The sequence below is a fragment of the Streptomyces sp. NPDC051320 genome, assembly GCF_040682175.1.
Lineage (GTDB): Bacteria > Actinomycetota > Actinomycetes > Streptomycetales > Streptomycetaceae > Streptomyces.
In genome coordinates, this window is the sequence record NZ_JBFBAL010000020.1 from 47,977 (window position 1) to 64,964 (window position 16,988).

Annotated in this window: 15 protein-coding genes and 1 pseudogene; 12 read left to right on the forward strand and 4 right to left on the reverse strand. The window is 69.0% G+C overall.

The genetic code is table 11. The annotated features are described in order from the left end of the window. The first annotated feature begins 67 nt into the window (after window positions 1–67). Window positions 68–1,273 (forward strand): alginate lyase family protein, encoded by a 1,206-nt coding sequence (locus AB0M87_RS30560; protein WP_365858718.1) that lies wholly within the window; start codon window positions 68–70, stop codon window positions 1,271–1,273. Window positions 1,274–1,398: 125 nt separating this feature from the next. Continuing rightward, on the forward strand, window positions 1,399–1,821 hold the full coding sequence (locus AB0M87_RS30565) for a DUF350 domain-containing protein (protein WP_365858786.1): 423 nt from the start codon (window positions 1,399–1,401) through the stop codon (window positions 1,819–1,821). A 54-nt stretch (window positions 1,822–1,875) separates the two neighbouring features. Here the strand turns inward: AB0M87_RS30565 and AB0M87_RS30570 are convergent, their stop codons facing one another. After that, entirely contained in the window at window positions 1,876–2,421 is a 546-nt protein-coding gene (locus AB0M87_RS30570; RefSeq protein ID WP_365858720.1) for a DoxX family membrane protein, read from the reverse strand. Between the two features lie 159 nt (window positions 2,422–2,580). Here AB0M87_RS30570 and AB0M87_RS30575 point away from each other — a divergent pair. Then, window positions 2,581–3,246, forward strand: a pseudogene (locus tag AB0M87_RS30575) (endonuclease V); the annotation flags it as partial. A gap of 14 nt (window positions 3,247–3,260) precedes the next feature. Here the strand turns inward: AB0M87_RS30575 and AB0M87_RS30580 are convergent. Beyond that, window positions 3,261–5,267 (reverse strand): translation factor GTPase family protein, encoded by a 2,007-nt coding sequence (locus tag AB0M87_RS30580; RefSeq protein WP_365858722.1) that lies wholly within the window; start codon window positions 5,265–5,267, stop codon window positions 3,261–3,263. A gap of 280 nt (window positions 5,268–5,547) precedes the next feature. Here AB0M87_RS30580 and AB0M87_RS30585 point away from each other — a divergent pair, with 280 nt between their 5' ends. The 6 genes from AB0M87_RS30585 (at window position 5,548) to AB0M87_RS30610 (ending at window position 13,085) form a co-directional block, all read left to right on the forward strand. Then, complete coding sequence (locus tag AB0M87_RS30585) at window positions 5,548–6,720, forward strand: substrate-binding domain-containing protein (RefSeq protein WP_365858724.1); 1,173 nt, start codon at window positions 5,548–5,550, stop codon at window positions 6,718–6,720. Between the two features lie 114 nt (window positions 6,721–6,834). Beyond that, entirely contained in the window at window positions 6,835–8,202 is a 1,368-nt protein-coding gene (locus AB0M87_RS30590; protein ID WP_365858726.1) for an extracellular solute-binding protein, read from the forward strand. A gap of 41 nt (window positions 8,203–8,243) precedes the next feature. Then, complete coding sequence (locus AB0M87_RS30595) at window positions 8,244–9,251, forward strand: sugar ABC transporter permease (protein WP_365858728.1); 1,008 nt, start codon at window positions 8,244–8,246, stop codon at window positions 9,249–9,251. Next, entirely contained in the window at window positions 9,248–10,123 is an 876-nt protein-coding gene (locus tag AB0M87_RS30600; RefSeq protein ID WP_365858730.1) for a carbohydrate ABC transporter permease, read from the forward strand. Before AB0M87_RS30595 ends, AB0M87_RS30600 begins: the two co-directional genes overlap by 4 nt. A gap of 38 nt (window positions 10,124–10,161) precedes the next feature. After that, window positions 10,162–11,190, forward strand: a complete 1,029-nt coding sequence (locus AB0M87_RS30605; RefSeq protein ID WP_365858732.1) for a hydroxyacid dehydrogenase — start codon at window positions 10,162–10,164, stop codon at window positions 11,188–11,190. Next, window positions 11,187–13,085 (forward strand): DUF2264 domain-containing protein, encoded by a 1,899-nt coding sequence (locus AB0M87_RS30610; protein WP_365858734.1) that lies wholly within the window; start codon window positions 11,187–11,189, stop codon window positions 13,083–13,085. The genes AB0M87_RS30605 and AB0M87_RS30610 overlap by 4 nt, the downstream gene beginning before the upstream one ends. A 10-nt stretch (window positions 13,086–13,095) precedes the next feature. Here AB0M87_RS30610 and AB0M87_RS30615 read toward each other — a convergent pair whose 3' ends face one another. Next, window positions 13,096–14,637, reverse strand: a complete 1,542-nt coding sequence (locus AB0M87_RS30615) for a rhamnogalacturonan lyase (RefSeq protein WP_365858736.1) — start codon at window positions 14,635–14,637, stop codon at window positions 13,096–13,098. 70 nt (window positions 14,638–14,707) lie between these two features. Here AB0M87_RS30615 and AB0M87_RS30620 point away from each other — a divergent pair, with 70 nt between their 5' ends. The 3 genes from AB0M87_RS30620 to AB0M87_RS30630 all read left to right on the forward strand — a co-directional run bounded on the left by AB0M87_RS30620 (window position 14,708) and on the right by AB0M87_RS30630 (window position 16,117). Beyond that, a complete protein-coding gene (locus AB0M87_RS30620) occupies window positions 14,708–15,283 on the forward strand; it encodes a YdeI/OmpD-associated family protein (RefSeq protein ID WP_365858738.1) in 576 nt (191 codons plus the stop codon). Between the two features lie 35 nt (window positions 15,284–15,318). Continuing rightward, window positions 15,319–15,537 carry a hypothetical protein gene (locus tag AB0M87_RS30625; protein WP_365858740.1) on the forward strand — a complete coding sequence of 73 codons (219 nt, stop codon included), beginning with the start codon at window positions 15,319–15,321 and terminating at the stop codon, window positions 15,535–15,537. Between the two features lie 244 nt (window positions 15,538–15,781). Beyond that, window positions 15,782–16,117 carry a hypothetical protein gene (locus tag AB0M87_RS30630; protein ID WP_365858742.1) on the forward strand — a complete coding sequence of 112 codons (336 nt, stop codon included), beginning with the start codon at window positions 15,782–15,784 and terminating at the stop codon, window positions 16,115–16,117. 28 nt (window positions 16,118–16,145) lie between these two features. On the opposite strand, the gene AB0M87_RS30635 is transcribed toward AB0M87_RS30630, so the two are convergent. Next, a complete protein-coding gene (locus tag AB0M87_RS30635; RefSeq protein WP_365858744.1) occupies window positions 16,146–16,901 on the reverse strand; it encodes an SDR family oxidoreductase in 756 nt (251 codons plus the stop codon). Between the last annotated feature and the right edge of the window lie 87 nt (window positions 16,902–16,988).

A 16,988-nucleotide genomic window follows, 5' to 3' on the forward strand; every position in this document is an offset into this window, starting at 1 on the left:
TGGAGACACCCCACGTATGAACTCCATCGACCGCGACACCGCACACCGTCAGCGCAACCAACACAGGATGAGTCGCCGCAGCCTGCTGCGGACCGCCGGCGGCGTGGCCGCCGCCGGCGCCCTGGGGGGTGCTGCCACCGTACTGACCCGTGGCAGCGCGAACGCCGCGCCCGCGACGTTCACCCACCCCGGTGCGCTGCACGCCTACGGCGAACTGAACCGCGCCAAGGTCCGGGTGGCCGCGGGTGACAACCCGTGGCTGTCCGGCTGGCAGCGCATCACCGCCAACTCCCACTCCGCCGGAACCTGGAAGGCGAACCCGCAGGCCACCATCATCCGTGGCGGCACCGGCCAGAACTACGGCATTCTCTACAACGACATCCACGCCGCCTACCAGAACGCCCTGCGCTGGAAGATCGCGGGGACCTCGGCCAACGGTGACGCCGCCCGCGACATCCTCAACGCCTGGTCGGCCAAGCTCACCACGGTCACCGGCAACGCCGACCGCTTCCTGGCCGCCGGGATCTACGGCTACCAGTTCGCCAATGCCGCGGAACTGATGCGCGGATACGGCGGTTTCGACCTCGACCGGTTCCAGACGATGATGCTCGACGTCTTCTACCCGCTCAACAACCAGTTCCTCACCGGTCACAACGACGCCTGCATCACCAACTACTGGGCGAACTGGGACCTGTGCAACATGAACTCCATTCTGGCCATCGGCATCCTGTGCGACGACGGTGCCAAGTACGACCAGGCTGTGAACTACTTCAAGACCGGGGCCGGCAACGGCTCACTCGGCCATGCCGTCCCCTTCCTGTACGACAGCGAGGGCCTCGCGCAGTGGCAGGAGAGCGGCCGCGACCAGGGCCACAGCATGATGGGCATCGGCCAGATGGGCGCGTTCTGCGAAATGGCCTGGAACCAGGGTGACGACCTGTACGGCCACGACAACAACCGGTTCATGAAAGCCGCCCAGTACGTCGCCAAGTACAACCTCGGCCAGGACGTACCGTTCACCAAGTACACCTGGGGCACCGGGCAGAGTTGTGCGTACAGCGAGCAGACCGTCATCTCGTCCGGTTCTCGCGGGCAGCTCAGACCGGTGTGGGACATCCTGCACTACCACTATGTGGGGCGGCGCAAGCTGTCCGTCCCCTACATCACCGCGATGGCCGAGAAGGTCCGTCCCGAGGGAGGCGGCGGAGACTACGGATCGACCAGCGGAGGTTTCGACCAGCTCGGCTTCGGGACGGTGATGTACGCCAAGTGAACCGCTCATCCCTCAAGGCACCGCGGTGACAGGGGTGTTCGCGCCCTGACCTGCGGGCAGGACCGTGCGATAGATTTTGCGTCTCCTTGACCGCGAACACTCGACCAGTGGAGACACGCTTCCCGATGAACGACATCGTCAACGGACTTGGCCGCGCCGCCGTCTACGGAGCCCTCGGAGTGGTGCTGCTGATTCTCGGCATCGTCCTGGTGGACCTGCTGACCCCCGGAAAGCTCGGCCGGCAGATCTGGGAGGAACGCAACCGCAATGCCGCCACGCTGCTCAGTTCGGCGCTGCTGGGCATCGGCGGGATCGTGTTCACGTCCATATGGACGACGTACGACGATTTCGGCAAGGGCCTGGCGTCGACCGCGCTGTTCGGTGTGCTCGGCCTGGTGATGATGGCGGTCGCCTTCCTGATCGTCGACCTGGTCACCCCGGGAAAGCTCGGCGCGACGCTGGTCGAGCAGGAGCCGCACCCCGCGGTATGGGTCACCGCCTCGTGCAACATCGCGGTCGCGGCCATCATCTCAGCGTCCATCGCCTGACCGGAGCTCACCGACCGCAGGTGGCGGCGCCAGGCCATGGCGCCGCCACCGCTGTCATTCGGCGTCGGCCTCGCTGTCCGCCGCGGCGACCGCCGCGGCCTGCGCCCTGATCCGCTTCCCGAGCACGGCGACGACTGCGAGCGCGCTGCCCGCGAAGGCCACGCCGACCGTCCACGGCTGGTCGAACCGATGGCAGGTCGCGCGGTCGAGGGAGAGACGGCCCGGACCCGTCAGTCCGATCACGGCGGCGGTGAAGCCGAGGAAGGCGGGATACTCGTAGCCGCCGCTCTGGGCGAAGAAGCCGGCCGGGGCATGGACCGCGACGGCTCCGGCCATGGCTCCCGCAGCCGCCGCCCCGGCAGCGGGCGTCGCCAGACCGAGCGCCAGCAGCGCTCCGCCACCCGCCTCACCGAGCCCGGCGGCGATCGCGCTTCGGCGGCCCGGCAGGAAGCCCATGTGTTCCATTCCGGCCGCCGTCCCCGCGAGTCCGCCGCCGCCGAACCAGCCGAACAACTTCTGGGCCCCGTGCGCGCCGAGCACCGCGCCGGTACCGAGCCGCAGCACCAGCAGGCCGAGGTCATGTCGGTTGATGCAGGTCATCAGGGCTCCAGGTGTGTGGGCTGCGGACAACGGATACGGGCGTACCTCTCCACTCTCGGCGCAATGGACCGCACAGCCGTACCGGTGCTGGGCCATCCGGGCGGCCCCGGCCGACGAACGTGTCACCCGGGGGGATTCCGGGCTCCTACAGTGGCCTCCATGGAGACACCCGCCGACGAGACAGCAGCCCGCGCGATACAGGACGAACTGCGTACCCGTGTGGTGCTGGACGAGCCCGGCCCGCCGCCGGGCACCGGTCTGATCACCGGTGTCGATGTGGCGTACGACGACGAGCGGGACGTGGTGGCCGCCGCTGCCGTCGTGCTGGACGCCGCCACCCTGGTGGTCGTCGACCGGGCAACCGCTGTGGACCGGGTCGCGTTCCCGTACGTTCCGGGGCTACTGGCGTTCCGGGAGATCCCGACCGTGCTGGCGGCGCTGGACTCGCTCACCGCGGACCCGGGTCTCGTGGTCTGCGACGGTTACGGCCTGGCGCACCCCAGGCGTTTCGGCCTGGCCAGCCATCTGGGCGTACTGACCGGGTTGCCGGTGATCGGCGTCGCGAAGAGCCCCTTCGCCTTCTCGTACGAGCAACCGGGTGCCCGGCGCGGTGAGTTCACCGCGCTGATCGCCGACAACAGCGAGGAGGTGGGCCGGGCGTTGCGCACTCAGGACGGTGTCAAGCCGGTCTTCGTCTCGGTCGGCCACCGGGTCGGCATCGACAACGCCTGCGCCCACACACTGCGCTTGTCTCCCCACTACCGCCTTCCGGAGTCCACCCGCAGCGCCGACACACTCTGCCGCCGGGCGCTGCGGGAGGCCACCGGGGTACGGCCCGGTCAGGTCCTGTCCGGCCCGCCGACCCGCCGTACGACCCGGAGCAGATACCCCTTGCGATCGAGGGGATCGTGGTCCGTACGCGGCCGGGACGGAATCTCCGCGCCGGCGAGCTGATAGTGGTCGAATGCGGACTCCAATACGCCCTCACCGCTGGTCAGGGTCGGCAGTTGCTGTCCCAGCCGGTGCACCGACGCCGCCGGGATGTCACCCTCCAGGAGGTACGAGGCACCGTGTACGGACTGGGTGTGCGGAACGGCGCGCAGCCGGCCCAGCACCGGCAGCACCGCACCGAAGGCGTCGGCCGGGACCTCGAGCCGGAAGCGGTGCATCGGCTCGTGCACCGTGGTGCCGGCCTGCCGCAGCGCGTCCATCAGTACCAGCGGTGTCAGATTGCGGAAGTCCCCAGCGGTGCTCGACATGCTCTTGTCGAAGGTGCCGTGCGCGTGGCTCTGCCGCGCCCAGTAACCGGAGTGCGTCAGGGTGACCGTGCAGTCGGTGACCTGCCATCCGCACATCCCCTGGCCCAGGGTTTCCTTCACGGTGTCTTCGACCGCCTTGATCAGAGCGTAGGGCATGGAGCCGAGTTCGACCGCCAACCGGAATTCCACGCCGCTGCCGACCGGCGCCGGTTCGATACGCAGTCCCACGGTGGCGAGAAAGGGATTGGGGTTCTTCGCAATGTATTCGACGGCGTTTCCGGTTCCGGCCGGCCTTTCGATACAGATGGGGGTGGTCTCCCGGAAGGAGACGGCCAAGCCGAATTCACTCTCCAGCGTTGCCTGGATCACCTCTTTCTGCACCTCCCCGTAGAGCGAAACAGAGATCTCCTGCCGCATCCCGTCGTGCCGGAGGTTGATCAGTGGGTCCTGCTCGGCGAGCTGCGAGAGTGCTGTGTGCAGCGTCCCCTTCTCGGCCGGGTGACCGGGGATGACGACCGTCTCCAGGGTGGGCGGGGCGAAGTGGTGACGCGGTGCGGCGCCCTCGCACGGTACGCCGATCGCATCACCCACCTGAATGCCGCCGAGCCCGCGGATCGTCGCGATCTGCCCCGCGGACACCGATGCGCGCCTCACCACCGAACCTCGCTCGAAGACACCGATCGCGGTGACTTTCGCCTCGCCGTCCCGGCCGAACCGCAGCAGCCGACGCGTATGGACCGTCCCGGAGAACATGCGTACCTGCGCGATCCGCTCGCCGGCCGGGCCCCGTTCGACCTTGAAGACGGTGCCCGACACCGGGCCGTCCACGTCGCCTTCGGAGGCGGGCAGCAGTTCCCTGACCCCGGCGATCAGCGCGTCCACACCCGCACCGGTCAGGGCCGATCCGAAGTAGACCGGGTGCACCAGTGCCCGGCGGGTCTGCGCAGCCAGTACGCTCCGCAGCTCGCTGTACGGCACCGGCGTGCGGTCGTCGACGCAGGCGGCGAGAAACGCGTCATCGCTCTCGGCGAGCAGGTCGGTCAGGGCGTCCGTGAAGGGGGTGTCGTCGGCTCCGTAGGGCGTGAAAGCGGCTCGCCGTGTGCCGAGTTCACTGGGCGAGCCCATCGCGACGGCGGCGCTGCTCAGTTTCCCGGAGATGTCCCGCAGGGTGCTGTCGCCCTGGGCGCCGGAGCGGTCGATCTTGTTCACAAAGATGAGCGTGGGGATACGCAGGCGTTGCAGTGTCCGCATCAGTACGCGGGTCTGTGCCTGCACGGCCTCGACCGCGGACACCACCAGCACGGCGCCGTCCAGCACGCGCAGCGCGCGCTCCACTTCGGCGATGAAATCCGGATGTCCCGGAGTGTCGATCAGATTGACCGTGACATCGTCGATGACGAAGGAGACGACAGCCGACTTGATCGTGATCCCGCGCTGCCTCTCCAGCGCGAGCGTATCGGTACTGGTATTTCCCTCGCTCACGCTGCCGATCTCTTCGATGACGCCCGTGGCATACAGCAGCCGCTCGGTCAGGCTGGTCTTACCGGCATCGACATGGGCGAGAATTCCCAGGTTCAGAGTGCGCACGAAGTTCCATGTCCTCGAGATAGGGGTGAATTCCTGTCCGAATGAACATGAAAGATCCGCGCATGATCAGCTCCCAGGTCGCGTTACCGGTAAAGACCGCAGCCCGGCAGAACCGCGGCCCGGCGAAAGGCAGTACAGCAGGGGCCGCCCCGGTGGGCAACCGATTTGCCCGAACGGCGGAGCAGTGGACAGCCGGGGGCCGATCGCTATGCTGCGACAGACGCTCAGTCGAAGCGTTCAAACAGACAGTGCGCAGCGGTGCGGCGAGGGGGCCAACAGCATGCGGGAGCCGGTCGAACTCAGGCGACAGCGAATCCTCGCCGTGGTGCAGTCACGCGGCACCGTCAAGGTCAGCGCGCTCGCCGCTGAACTCGAGGTCTCGGTGGTCACCGTCCGGCGTGATGTCGAGGAGCTGACACTGGCCGGAAAGCTACGGCGCGGACACGGGGTGGCCCGACCGGTGGATGACATCGGCGAACTGCCCGCCGTCCCGGCCGCACGCCCCGGGGAACCGGCCGGTGCATCCGCGGGGGAACCGACGGGGGACGGCGGCGCGGTCGCCCTGGTGGTGCCGGAACGGCATTCGTACCTCTACGAGACCCTGCACGGCGCCCGTAGCGTCCTGGAGGAATCCGGAATGCGGATCGCGCTGCATATCGCCCCGCAGTCTGCGGGCGCCGAACACCCCCTGGTGGAGCGGGCGTTGGCGAGCGGGGCGCGTGGCCTGCTGATCGCGCCGCGGTGGCGCAGCGCCGTCTCGGAGGAGGCTGACTACGGTTGGCTCGCGGATGTGAAGGTGCCGACCGTGCTGATGGAGCGGCGCCCGCGGCCGGGCAGCGCCCTGCACGCCCTGGACTCGGTGTGCTCGGACCACTGGTACGGGGTACATCTCGCGGTCGACCACCTGGTGTCGCTGGGGCACCGTCGTATCGTGCTGGCCGCCCGCGACGACAGTCCCACCGCCCGCACCGTCCGTGCGGCGTTCGCGGAGATCGCGTCCGCCAGGCCCGAGGTGGAGGACTGGACCGTGGTGCTCAGCACCCCGAACGCAGTGCCCGGACCGGGTCGCGCCCCCGGGCAGACGGCCGTGACGACGCCGGCCGGCGCCCCGGCCGCGCCGCTCGACCTGGCCGCGCTGCTGCGCGAACGCGGGGCCACCGGCGCGGTGCTGCACGGTGATGTGGACGCACTGATGCTGGTGCAGCGACTCGCCGAGAGCGGTGTGCGGGTGCCGCAGGACTGCTCGGTGGTGGCGTACGACGATGTGGTCGCTGCACTGGGCAGCACGCCGCTGACGGCCGTCTCCCCGCCGAAGGCGGAGATCGGCAGGGCCGCAGCCGAACTGCTGCTGCACCGGCTGTCCCGCCCGGTGGGCGACAGCGGCCCGGTGCGCCGGACGGAACTGCTGCCGACGCTGAAGGTACGTGGTTCGGCACAGGCCCCCACAGACTGATCGTTTGACCGCTTCAACTTTCTTCTGATCGGTCTATTGACCTGCTCCGATCAGCCGATCAGTATTCCCGTGTCTCGACTCAACAGCTCGACGCAACAGCCGCGGGAGGCGCCCATGCCCGGCCCACAGAGCCGTCGATCCGTGCTCGCCACGATCGCCGCGCTGCCCCTGGCGGGGGCGCTGAGCGCCTGCAGTGGTGGTGACGGATCTGCGCAGTCGGGCAGCACCGGTACGGCCGGCGCCGTCAGCCGCAGGAAGGCGAAGAACGCCACGCGGATCACTTTCTGGTCCGCGCTGCGCGGCAGCCAGCAGGTGGTGGACGCGTTCAACCGCACCCACGCCACGATTCAGGTCGACTTCCAGCAAATACCCACCGGCGGCCAGGGCGGCTACGCGAAACTCAGCAACGCGGCCCGGGCCGGAAACGCCCCGGACGTCGCCACCATCGAGTACCCCCAGCTCCCCGGCTTCGCCATCGATGGTGTCGCCCGCGACATCACCGGCCTGGTCAGCGACAGCCTGCGCGCCAAACTGCTGCCGCAGTCACTCGGCCTGACCACCTTCGAGAAGCGAACGTTCAGTCTGCCGCTGGATGTCGAACCGATGGTGATGCACTACCGCAGCGACCTCTTCCAGAAGTACGGGATCGAACCCCCGACCACCTGGGACGAGTTCGAGGAGGCGGCCAAGGCGGTGCGCCGTACGGGCGGCGGCCGCAGGATCACCACGTTCCCCACCGACGGCGCCCCACAGTTCGCGGCGTGGGCCTGGCAGGCCGGCGCACAGTGGTTCGACACATCGGGCGGCGCATGGAACGTGTCGCTCACCGACGTGCCGAGCCGCCGCATCGCGTCGTACTGGCAGCGCCTCATCGACCAGGACCTGGTCTTCGTGAACGCGGTGGACAGCCAGCAGAACGACGCGCAGGTCGGCGGCGGGCTCGTCCTCACCAGGCTCAGCGGGGCCTGGGACGCAGGGGCGCAGATGACCGCTCATCCCGGGCAGAAGGGAAAGTGGACCATCGCCCCACTCCCCCAGTGGGATCCGGCCGACCCCGCCATCGGCACCCATGGCGGCTCCACCTTCGCGGTCACCGAGAGCAGTACGCACCCGGAGGCGGCCCTGGAGTTCATCGAGTGGCAGGTGGCGCACCCCGACGCGTTGCGCGCCCGGCTCGCCAGTGGTGCGAGCAGCCAGTACCCCGCTGCGCCCGGACTGGTCGGCACCGGGCGCAAGGCCTTCGACCGCGCCTACTACAGCGGCCAGGACATCTACGCCCTGTTCGAGCAGGAAGCGCACAAGATCCGGGACGGCTGGGTCTGGGGGCCGCGGATGACCGCGACCGGAAAGGTGATGCAGGACGGCTTCGCACGGGCGAGCGGCGGCCAGGGTTCCCTGATCGATGCGGTACGCGCGGCACAGCGAGGCACCATGCCGGACCTCAAGGCGCTCGGCCTCGCCACCACCGAGCGCGGCAACTGACCCGTAATCCCCTTCCAGCAGCAGAGAGGCAGGTGACACTCATGACCAGCCCCGCCACCACCCCCGCTTCACTCCCGCCCGGCACCGCGGCCCGTCCGTCGCACGCGCCTTCGGCCGCCGGGCCCGCGCCGCGCTCCACCCGAAGGCCGGCCAGGCGCCGCGAACTCGGCGCCTGCGGCGTCCTGATGACGCCGTTCTTCATCCTTCTCGTCACGATTTTCCTCATCCCGGTCGGGACCGCAGTGTGGCTGAGTTTCTTCAGTGACGACGAGCCGGGACTCGGATTCGGCCCGGAACGCCGGGTCTTCGTCGGACTGCGCAGCTACTCCGCGGTCCTGACCGACCCGACCTTCCTCGGCGCGCTGGGCACCATCGTGTTCTACAGCGTGATCTACATCCCGCTGCTGGTGATCGGCTCGCTGGCGCTGGCGCTGCTGCTGGACTCCGGCGTGGTGCGACTGCGCTCCTGGGCACAGCTCGGTCTCTTCCTGCCGCACGCGGTGCCCGGCATCATCGCCGCCATCATCTGGCTGTACCTCTACACTCCCGGCCTCAGCCCGGTGATCGATCTGCTCGGCAGGGCCGACATCACCGTCGACTTCCTCGGTGTGCACACCGTGGTCCCGGCGATCGCGAACATCGCGCTGTGGAGCAACCTGGGCTACAACATGGTGGTTTTCTACGCGGCGCTGCAGGCCGTGCCGCGCGAGATCATCGAGGCGTCGCACGTCGACGGGGCGGGCCCAGTGCGTACGGCCCTCCAGGTCAAAACCCCGCTGGTGCGGTCGTCGATCGTGATGGTGGCGATGTTCACGCTCATCTTCGCGCTCCAGCTGTTCACCGAGCCGATCCTGCTCAGCCAGTCCAGCCCGATGATCAATTCCCGCTTCTCACCCAGCATGTACATCTACGACGCGGCGTTCACCCGCAACAACTACGGTCTGGCGGCAGCCGCTTCGGTGGTGCTGCTGATCTGCACGATCGCGCTGTCCTACGGAGTCACCCGATGGACCAATCGCGCCAACGCCCCCGAGGAGGCAGCCCGATGAGCGCGACGAGCTCCACTCGCACCGCGGCCGCCCTGCGGCCCCGGCTGCTCGGCCGTTCGGTGGTCAATCTGGTGGTGGGCATCTCGGTGCTGTACACCGTGCTGCCGGTGCTGTGGCTGGTGCTGGCCGCGGCGAAGGACCAGGACTCACTGTTCGGCAGCAAGCTGCTGTCGCTCAATCACTTCTCCTTCCTGCACAACCTGAAGAACCTCTTCGCGATGGACGGCGGCCAGTACGTCCGGTGGTACGGCAACAGCCTGCTGTACGCGGTCCTCGGCGCCGCACTCGGCGCCCTGCTAAGCGTTGCCTGCGGCTATGCCTTCGACAAGTACCGCTTCGCCCACAAGGAGAAGCTGTTCGGTCTGGTCCTCGCCGCGGTCATGGTGCCGCAGACCGTACTGGCGCTGCCGCTCTATCTGATGGCGTCCGCGACCGGTGTGGTGAACACCTTCTGGTCGGTCTTCATCCCCGTCCTCTTCAATCCTTTCGGTGTCTATCTCGGCCGGATCTTCAGCCAGGGGTATGTGCCCGACGAGGTGCTCGAGGCGGCGCGGGTGGATGGTGCCGGCGAGCTGGCCACCTATTTCCGGGTCGCGCTGCGGATGCTCGGGCCGGGCCTGGTGACCGTCTTCCTCTTCCAGCTCACCGCCATCTGGAACAATTTCTTCCTGCCCATGGTGATGTTGTCCAACCAGGACCTGTATCCGGTGAGTCTCGGCCTCTACACCTGGAACAGTGCCGCCACCGTCTCACCCGAGTACTACCCCGTGGTGATCATGGGTTCACTTTTCGCGGTGCTGCCGCTGATCCTCGCCTTCGCGCTGCTGCAGCGCTTCTGGCGCTCGGGGCTCACGGCGGGCGCCGTCAAGTAGCCGGACCGTCGAGCCACCACCCCCCGCACAGGAGAACGATGCCCAGCACCACCCCCACCGCACACCGTCCGCGCACCGCTGTGGCCATGAGTCCGGAGGCGGCAGCCGCGGTACTCGGCCCCGAACCGCTGGCCGCGCTGGCCGAGGTCTGCGATCCGGCGCCGCTGCCGGTGCTCGCCGACTTCACCACCGGACGCGCTCGCGCCGTGCTGGCCGATACGGAGCTCCTGGTCACCGGCTGGGGCTGTCCGCCACTGGACGGCGCCGTCCTGGACGCGGCCCCCCGGCTGCGCGCCGTGGTCCACACGGCGGGCACGGTCCGCGGCCATATCACCGAGGCCTGCTGGGAACGCGGCATCGAGGTCTCGTCGGCCGCCGCCGCCAACGCGCTGCCGGTGGCCGAATACACCGTCGCGATGATCCTGCTCTCCGGCAAGCGGGTCCTGGAACGGGCCCGTTCCTACCGCGCGGCCCGCCGCCGCGACAGTGCGCTCGACACCTCGTCGGAGGTTGGCAACTACGGTCGCACGGTGGGCATTCTGTCCGCCTCGCTGATCGGCCGGCGCGTCATCGAACTGCTGCGCCCCTACGATCTGCCGGTGCTGCTGCACGACCCGTACGTCGCCGCGGCGGAGGCGGCCGCTCTCGGCGTGCGGCAGGTCGGCCTCGACGAGCTCTTCTCGCAGAGTGACGTGGTGAGCGTCCACACTCCGCTGCTGCCCGCCACCCATGGGCTGGTCAGCCGCGAGCTGCTCGGTGCGATGCGGCCGGACGGCGTCCTCATCAACACCTCGCGCGGCCCGGTGGTGGACCAGGAGGCGCTCATCGACGTACTCCGACAGCACCGGATCCGCGCGGTACTCGATGTCACCGACCCCGACATCCTGCCGCCCGGGCACCCGCTGTGGGAGTGCGAGAACGCGCTGATCACCCCACACCTGGCGGGTTCGCAGGGCAACGAGTGGCGAAGGCTGGCCGATCTGGCCATCGGCGAGGTGCGCCGCTGGGCCGCGGGCGACGGCTTCGCCCACCCCGTACACCACGAAAGGCTGGCATTCCTCGCATGACGTCTCCTCTTGAACTCCCCGCCGAGGACCGGGTGCTGAGCCCGGGCACCGGTTACACCCGTGCGCACTGGGAGGCGGCGGCCGACGGTCTGCTGCACGCGGCGTGGCAGTGGGCCACCCCCGGCCGGGCACTGCTCGATCTGCCGGGACGGCCGTCCGGTTCGGGGGTGCGCTCCGACGGCCTCGAGGGGTACGCGCGCACGTTCCTGGCCGCCGCCTTCCGGGTGGCGGGCGCGGACGGCAAGGACCCGCACGGCTGGCTCGACCGGTACGCGGACGGACTCACGGCGGGCACCCGGACTCCGGGCCGGGACGACATGGAATCCTGGCCGCTGATCCGCGATCACACCGTCTTCGGCCAGCCGATGGTCGAATCCGCCTCGGTCGCCATCGGTCTCCGGCTCACCCGGCCATGGCTGTGGGACCGGCTGGACAGCGCGGTGCAGGACCGTGCGGAGGAATGGCTGCGCGGTTCGCTGCGCCACACGCCCGCCCCCAACAACTGGTACCTCTTCCCCTACTCGGTGGCCGCGTTCCTGGAATCGGTCGGCCGCGGCGACGCCGAGACGGCCCGCGCCAAGGAACGGGCACTCGACCTGCTCGACGGCTGGTACCGCGGACAGGGCTGGTACGCGGACGGCGACGGCCGCGCCTTCGACCACTACAACGGCTGGGCCCTGCACCTGTATCCGGTGCTCGACGCCCACCTGTCGGGCGACGAAGGGCTGTCCGCCCGCTACGGCAGCAGGCTGCGCGAGCATCTGGAGGGCTTCTCCCTGCTGTTCGGCGCCGACGGCGCACCGATCCACTTCGGCCGCTCGCTCTCCTACCGTTTCGCGGCCGCGTCGTCGGTGGCGCTCGGCGCGGTCACCGGCCACACCCCGCTCTCGCCGGGCACCTCACGGCGCCTGGCCAGCGGCGTCCTGCGCTACTTCGTCGACCGGGGCGCTGTCGGCAGCGACGGGCTGCTGAGCCTCGGCTGGCACGGCCCGCACGACGCCTCCATCCAGCATTACTCGGGTCCCGCGTCCCCCTACTGGGCGTCCAAGGCCTTCGTCGCGCTGCTGGCACCCGCTGATCATCCGCTGTGGACGGCCACCGAGGAGAGCTCGCCCAGTGAGGGCCCCGACCAGGTGCTCGCGCTGCCGGCCCCGGGGCTGCTCGTACAGACCACCCAGGCGGACGGCATCGTACGGCTGCACAACCACGGCAGCGACCATCTCCGGCCGCACGAGGGCGAGTCGGGCGTACTCGACGACCCGCTCTACAGCCGTCATGCCTACTCGACCGTGACCGGACCGACGGCCAGGGAGAACGCCGCGGACAACCACCTCGCCGTGGTGGTCGCGGGTGCGCGCAGCGGCCGTCGCGCCATCCGGCCACTCGGGGCCGGGCAGGGCGACGGCTGGGGCTGGGCCGCCTCCTGGCACCGGCCGGTCTTCACCTCGGGGCCGCCGATGGTGCCGGGATTGCGGGTGGAGAGCGTCACGGTGGTCCGTGGGCGGTACGAGCTACGGGTGCACCGGGTGGCCGGCGCCCCGCACGGCGCCCGGGTGGAACACACCGGCTGGGCGGCCGGCCCCGGTACGCGGGCCGAGGAAGGGGTACGTTCCGAACTGCTCGGGCTGCACGGCTGGGAGGCCCATGACGAGGTCCGTGCCCCGCAGGGCACCGCCTTCACCCGCTGGGCGGTGCTGCCCCGACTGAGTGCCCCCGTGCAGGGCACCGCGCTCTTCGTCGCTCTCGCCACGCTGACCGGGGAATCCGACGCAGCCCCGCTCGCCGACGTGGTGAGCGGGGTGCGGGTGGACGGGGACGCGGTCGAGGTCGGCTGGACGGACGACGGGTCGACGACCCGGATCGCCTTCGAGCCGCTGACCGTCGACCACCACTGACCGGGCCGGCCTAGGGGGTGGTGACGGTCGGCCGTGGCGCCGTCGCCATCCCGCTGCCGATGAAGAAGCTCGGGTGCGGCGGCTGGTTGTACGCGGTGTTCTGCCAGGCCAGCGCCGTCCGGTACTGCGTGTCCTGGAGCAGCGTGGTGATCCTGGTGCCGGTCACGTCGGGGGTGGAGTAGATGCGCAGCGCGGTGTTGTCCGAGGTGGCCCAGACGACCTCCTCGCGCCAGTCGCCGAGGATGTCACCCGAGAGTGCCGGGGTCGCTTTCGTGCCGTTGTCGGAGTGCACGGAGGCGCCGGTGAGCAGGCGGATGTCGGAGGACGTCCCGTACTTGTCGATATGGGTGCCGTCGAGCAGTTCGCGTGTGGTGTCACCGTCCCACCAGGACAGAAAGTTGGCGCTGCCGGGCTTGCGGCTCGCCACCACCGAACCCTTCGGATCACGCACCCCGTCAGCCGCTGCCGACCAGGATTCTGCGCCCGCGCTGCCGGACCAGATGTCGTCGGAGACACCACGGCCGTTGTCCCCGTCCGGCGCGGTGGACCACAGGACCTGGCCGGTCCTGGCATCCGCCATCCAGGACGACGGCTTGGAGCCGTCCTCGTCCACCTTGAACTCCTCGAGGCCGGCCCGGGACGGATCCAGGTCACCCACGTGCATGGCGTCACCGTGCCCGTTCCTGGTCGTCCAGAGACCGCGCCCGTTGTCGTCGACGGCCATCGCTCCGTAGACGATCTCGTCCTTGCCGTCGCCGTCGACGTCGGCGACCGAGAGCTGGTGGTCGCCCTGCCCGTCGTAGCCCTTGCCGCTGTTGGTGGAGGAGTTCGTGTCGAAGGTCCAGCGGCGGGCGAAGGCGCCGTTGCGCCAGTCCCACGCGGCGATGACGGTGCGAGTGTAATAACCGCGCGCCATGATCAGTGAGGGACGGGATCCGTCGAGGTACGCGGTTCCGGCGAGGAAGCGGTCGACACGATTGCCGTACGAATCACCCCAGGAGGACACCGAGCCGCGCGCCGGGACGTAGTCGACGGTGCCCATCGCGGCTCCCGACTGCCCGTTGAACATGGTCAGGTACTCGGGTCCGGAGAGGATGTAACCGGAGGAGTTCCGGTAGTCGGCGGATCCACTGCCGATGGTCCTGCCTTGTCCGTCCACGGTCCCGTCGGCGGTCTTCATGGCAACTTCGGCTTTGCCGTCGCCGTCGTAGTCGTACACCTGGAACTGGGTGTAGTGCGCGCCCGACCTGATGTTCTTCCCGAGGTCGATCCGCCACAGCCGGGTACCGTCGAGCTTGATGCCGTCGACGATCGTGTCTCCGGTATAGCCGGACTGCGAGTTGTCCTTGGCGTTGGTGGGCTGCCATTTCAGCACGAAGTCGAGGACGCCGTCGCCGTCCAGGTCGCCCACCGAGGCGTCATTGGCCTCATAGGTGTAGGCGACGCCGTCGGGTGTCCGGCCACCGGCCGGCGGGGTGATCGGCACGTCCTTGTAGCCGGAGCGGAACTGAACGGCATGCGCCGAGTCGCCCTGCTCAGCGTCAGTCGCCACCGGCAAGGCGAAAGGTTGCCGCACGCTCCGAAGTCGTCCTGCGCGCAGTGCGGTGTGATTCACTGCTGACATGGCTGCGGAGTTGGAGATCTCGTCGTTCGAATCCGCCGAAGCATTCGAGGCCTGGCTCGCGGGGCACCACGACTCCTCACCGGGAATCTGGCTGAAACTCAGGAAGAAGGGTCGCGGAGCCGTCGCCCTGGACTACGCCCAAGCGCTTGACCTCGCCCTCTGCTACGGCTGGATCGACGGGCAGAAGGCCAAGTTCGACGACGAGTACTGGCTGCAGCGATTCACCCCTCGCACGGCGAGAAGCAGGTGGTCGATGATCAACCGGGACAAGGTGGCGGCCCTGACCGAGCAGGGCCGGATGCGACCCCCCGGGATGGCCGAGGTCGAACGCGCCAAGTCGGACGGCCGCTGGGAGGCCGCTTACGCGGGGGCGAGGTCCGCCGAGGTACCGGAAGACCTGGCCGAGGCGCTCGCGGCGAACCCGGCCGCGGCCGCGTTCTTCAAGAAGCTCGACGGGCAGAACCGGTACGCGATTCTCTACCGCGTCCAGGACGTCAAGAAGCCGGAGACCAGAGCCAGACGGATCGAGAAGTACGTGGCGATGCTGGCCCGCCAGGAGAAGCTTCACCCCTGAGCGCCACGTTGTCGCGGGGTGATCGTTAAGAGGGCATGAACTCACAGCGCACTCTCGCCGCTCTGTCCCTGGTCGGGGCTTTCCTTGCGTTCGCGGTCCCCGCCCGGGCCGCCACGCCGACCGATGACGGGGACAACGTGGTCACGGACATCACGGACACCGTGGGGACCGTCGGAAGGGTCGGGCCTGTCGCTCTTCCCGATCGCCACGTGGGAGTCCTGCTCGGCAAGCTCCTCGATCCTGAAGCCGGCTAGCTTGATCGAAAGGCCGTATCGGAATGCTCCGATACGGCCTTTGACCTGCGACTCCTTCGAGTCGGGACGACCGGATTTGAACCGGTGCGCGGACACCGTCTGGTCCCCGACTGGTCCCCACGGGGCATGTCCGTGACGCGCGCGTCCAAGGGCCGCAGCCCGGTCGCCTGACTGGCTCGCCAGGACGACACGGCGCAAGACCGGGCAACCTTGCGCCTGAGTTCGCGGATGGTGTGTCCTGCCATTGCCAGGAATCAATGCTGCACCACTGTTCTTCATCGAGCGGCTGCCAGTCCGCCAGTTCCTCCAGGCGGGTGATCACCACGGAGGGATCGGTGTCGGGAATTCCGCTCCTGCCGTCGAGTCGCCGATTGATGTCGCGCAATCGGTGCGCCGCACGGAAATCCAGAAAGTCGAGAAAGAAGGCGGCGGTCCGCGGCCCGCAGGCAAGTCGTCGTGCGAAGGGAACGAGTACGCGCGTTCCCTGATTGATCGTGCCGGCGTGATGGAGTGGGGGTGTACCGGTCCGGGGCGGCCGGGGCACGCGGCGAGGGATGCGCGAGACCCGACCGGCCCGTGACGGCGCCCGCCGTCCGGAGGCGCCGTCGTCAGATGGCGGTGCGGCCGCCGTCGACGTTGAGGATCGCGCCGGTGATGTAGCTGGACTTGTCCGTGGTCAGGTACACGATGGCGTCGGCGATCTCGTCGGCGTCTGCAACGTAGCCGAGCGGGGCCTGCTTTCCGAGCTCGTCGAGTCCGTCGCCCATGACGTCGACGACGTTCTGGGTGCCGGTGGTTCCGGGGCTGACCGCGTTGACGCGGACACCGGCCGGGCCGAACTCCGCGGCCCAGGACTTGGTGAGCAGGTTCAGTCCGGCCTTGGTCGCGCCGTAGACCCCCATGCCCGGAACGGCGAACTGGCCAACCATCGTCGAGGTGTTGACGATCACGCCCTTGCCGCGAGCGGCCATCTTCGGCGCGAGCTCCGCGACGAGGAAGAAGTGACCCTTGATGTTCGTGTTGAACATCATCTCCCAGTGCTCCTCCAGCGTCTCCGCCGTCGGGCCGAACACCGCCGTCCCGGCGTTGTTGATCAGGATGTCGATGTGGCCCCCGGAAGTCTCCAGTGCCCGTTGGGCCAACTCGCGGGCCGACGCCGCGTCGCTGAGTTCAGCGCGAACGTAATCGGCCCTGCCGCCGGCCGCGCGGATCGCCGCGACGACGCCGTCTCCGAGTTCCTGGCGACGGCCGACCACGATCACGTGTGCCCCGTGTTCGGCGAGTTGTTTGGCCGTGGCCTCGCCGATTCCGCTGGTCGAACCGGTCACGAGTGCCGTGCGCCCCGCGAGGTCCTGCTCTGCCATTGGCTCTCCTTGCTGATGCCGTTGATGCCGGGTGTGCCGGTCAGCGTCCGGGTTTGGTCTTGAGGGTGCTTCGTACGGTCGATGTGT